This window comes from Bellilinea sp. (genome assembly GCF_034432615.1).
GTDB lineage: Bacteria > Chloroflexota > Anaerolineae > Anaerolineales > Anaerolineaceae > Bellilinea.
This window is the reverse complement of sequence record NZ_DAOUBL010000055.1, coordinates 1-3,051: the sequence shown is the minus strand read 5'-3', so window position 1 is coordinate 3,051 and position 3,051 is coordinate 1. Positions and strand designations below refer to the sequence as shown.

Below are 3,051 nucleotides of genomic sequence, written 5' to 3'. Positions count from 1 at the left end.
GAGCGCAGGAGGGGGCCGAAAGCCCAGAAGTGGATGTGATTTCCCCCAAGATTTCACAAACTGCGCTGTAAAATCTCCAGCACATCCGCCTGACTGACCTGGCGCGGGTTGGTTTGCAGGGTGGGGTCTTCCATTGCCTGGGCGGCCAGCGTTCCAAAATCTGCCGAACGGGCGCCAACCTGCTCCAAACGCGTCGGAAGCCCGATGGAGGCAGTCAGTTCGCGCACGGCCTCAATGGCTTTTAAGGCGGCGTCTTTGCCGTCCAGATGCTCCACCCGCAAATTGAAGGCGCGCGCAATCTCGCGCAGGGCTTCCTGGCGCACCAGCATGTTGAAGCGCATCACTTCCGGAAGCAGGAGGGCGTTGGCAACCCCGTGCGGAATTTTATAGCGGGCTCCTACCTGATGAGCAATGGCATGGCACACCCCCAAACCGGCGTTGGAAAAGGACATCCCCGCCATGTAGGAAGCCTCGGCCATCTTGCGGCGGGCGTACAGGTCTTGCCCGTTGCCGACTGCCAGGGGCAGATAAGCCGCCACCAGTTGAATGGCACTGTACGAGAGTGCCTGCCCCAGGGTGCATACTCCCCTGGCCATATAGGATTCGACCGCGTGGGTCAATACATCCATCCCCGTTGCGGCGGTAATGGCGGGCGGGATGCCCAACGTTAGGGTGGGGTCAATAATCGCCATATCCGGAATGAAGAGGCGGTGCTGATGCGGAATTTTGACCTGATTGGTTTCGTCGGTGATTACGGTGATGTCGGTCACCTCCGAGCCGGTGCCGGCGGTGGTCGGCACGGCGACCAGCTTCGCCCTCGGCGCGAGGCTGCTCTCGTTGGTGATGACCTGCCCGGCGTTGAGCGGATTGTTGGCAAACACGGCAATCGCTTTTCCGGCATCAATCACCGAACCGCCGCCGAAAGTCAAAACAGCGTCACATCCGCAATTTTGTAAGACCTCCACACCCCGCCGAACAATCGCATCGGTGGGATCGGGAAGGATTTCATCAAACAGGCTGTAATCAATCTGATAGCGGCGCAAAGAGCGTAAGGCCGGATTCATCAGCCCCAGCTTGACAATCTGCCGGTCGGTCACGATGAGGACTTTCCGGCATTCGAGTTGAGCAAGGTACTCCCCCGTGCGAACCGAAATCCCATCTCCTACAAGTGTGGTAGGCGGCACACGAAAATGATAACTGTTGGACACGCTCAGGCTGTCCGCGGTCATGGTAATCACTTCTTCAAGGATTTTTTCGTCCATGGCTGGGGTAACCTCTTTTGTGGGGATGGGTTTCCAAAATAACGGGGGTGATTTCTAACAGGATACCATAATTTGCGGAAATTTAACCCATCGAATTGGATTTTGGAGAATTTTATCAAATCCCTTCGATTCGGTTCAAAGCCAGGACGGCGGCATTCCAGCACCAGCACAATCTGTCCGGACGCAGGCAGCACGCCGCGCACAAAGTGATTGAGGCAGTGTGCGACTTAACCGTTTGTATTATCCTCTCGACCCAGCCAGAGCAGGCAGACTTGTTGTAAATTTTTCGGGGCAGTATTTTTACGGAGAGGGCAGTGCCGGCTCAGGGTTACGAATTCCCTGGAAAATCGGCCTCAAATTCCTGCAGGATCTCGATAAATTCCTCCGGCAGACGCGATAATACAAATTCGACAATCTCCGCCGGGATGTCCTTGTAAAAAGCCTGGGCGATGCCGCCGGTAATACAGGCAAGTGTATCGCTATCCCCGCCCAGCGAGACGGCTTTGCGGATGGCATCCTCATAATCCCGCGACTCAAAAAAGGCAATCAGCGCCGGCGGAACGCTGCCCTGACAGCTGATGTCAAATTTATAATGAGGACGGATTTCGTCCAGGCAATGATCCAAATCATAGCCAAACCGTTGAGCAATTTCCCCGCGTATGAAAGTTTTGCTTTTGCCTTGCCTGGCAAGGTGTACTGCCAGGGCTACGGCCTGCGCGCCGCGAATGCCTTCGGGGTGATTGTGAGAAACCTCGGCAGACCTGGCCGCTTCTTTCAGTACGGTATCTACATTCTTGAAGGCAAGCCCAATTGGGCTGACCCGCATGGCCGCACCGTTGCCCCAACTGTTGTAGGGACGCACCTCGTCTTCAAAGATCCAACGGATGAATTGACCGCCGTAACCGGCGTGTGGAAACAAACGCCCAAAACGCTTCATTGCCTCGGCGTAACCCTGCTGGTGCAAAATGGCATCGGCAACGGCAATGGTCATGACCGTATCATCGGTGAAGATGCAGGAGGGGTGGAAGAGATTGAAGTCTTCGGTTTTGATGTGGTGATGCTCGTACACCGAACCGATCACATCACCGGCTATGGCTCCTAACATGGTCCTTTCCTTAATAAAATGGTTGGTTTAAGTTGATTATAGCAAAGAAAGGCGGGGCAAAAGCGCGGGGAACTGAAAAGGATTTGGAACGACATCCAAATTTGGCTGCTGAAATTCTTTCTCAATCCCTTGCTTCGGGTATAATATTATTGCTGTCGTTCCCCACAGTTAACAAATTAATCCATCCCTCTCGGTGACCCGATGCCCGGATGCCAGGGCGTAAAGGCGGAAGTCTGGTGCGAGTCCAGCGCTGTGCCGCAACTGTAACCGGTTTTGAACCGGAAGCCAGAAAGCCTGCCGGGAGGTGCAAGCAGCGGTCGTGCTTCTCGAGCAAGAAGGCGCGGCTTTCCTCTTCCGCGGGCAGGGTGAAGGAGGAGGTGAGACGGCTTTCTGGCTCAATCCGCACGGATTGGGCTTTTTTGTTTGCGACAGGCACGCCGCACCCATTCGGGAACATTGTTATTGCGTGTAGCCAGTGCAAATCGCTTTCAAATTTCACCCGAGGAGAACTCCACCATGAATCTGAATTTGCCTTCCATTCCACCTTTCGATGAATCATCCGCCGAATCTGCCCGCCAGCGTCAAAACCGGCTGACCAAGCCGACCGGCGCGCTGGGACGGCTGGAAACCCTGTCCATTCAACTGGCCGGCATCACCGCCCGCCCGCGCCCGCGTTTCCACCGC

Annotated in this window: 3 protein-coding genes and 1 riboswitch; of the genes, 1 reads left to right on the top strand and 2 read right to left on the bottom strand. The window is 55.5% G+C overall.

All coding sequences use genetic code 11. The features are described from left to right. Positions 1–53 precede the first annotated feature (53 nt). Positions 54–1,262 carry an iron-containing alcohol dehydrogenase gene (locus VAE48_RS03030; RefSeq protein ID WP_322791838.1) on the bottom strand — a complete coding sequence of 403 codons (1,209 nt, stop codon included), beginning with the start codon at positions 1,260–1,262 and terminating at the stop codon, positions 54–56. A gap of 328 nt (positions 1,263–1,590) precedes the next feature. After that, positions 1,591–2,367: an ADP-ribosylglycohydrolase family protein gene (locus tag VAE48_RS03025; protein WP_322791837.1), complete on the bottom strand. Its 777-nt coding sequence runs from the start codon at positions 2,365–2,367 to the stop codon at positions 1,591–1,593. Between the two features lie 174 nt (positions 2,368–2,541). Beyond that, positions 2,542–2,684, top strand: a riboswitch (cobalamin riboswitch). 199 nt (positions 2,685–2,883) lie between these two features. Here VAE48_RS03025 and VAE48_RS17475 point away from each other — a divergent pair. Continuing rightward, on the top strand, positions 2,884–3,051 hold a 168-nt coding region (locus tag VAE48_RS17475; protein ID WP_416181016.1), incomplete at its 3' end, for a nicotinate-nucleotide--dimethylbenzimidazole phosphoribosyltransferase.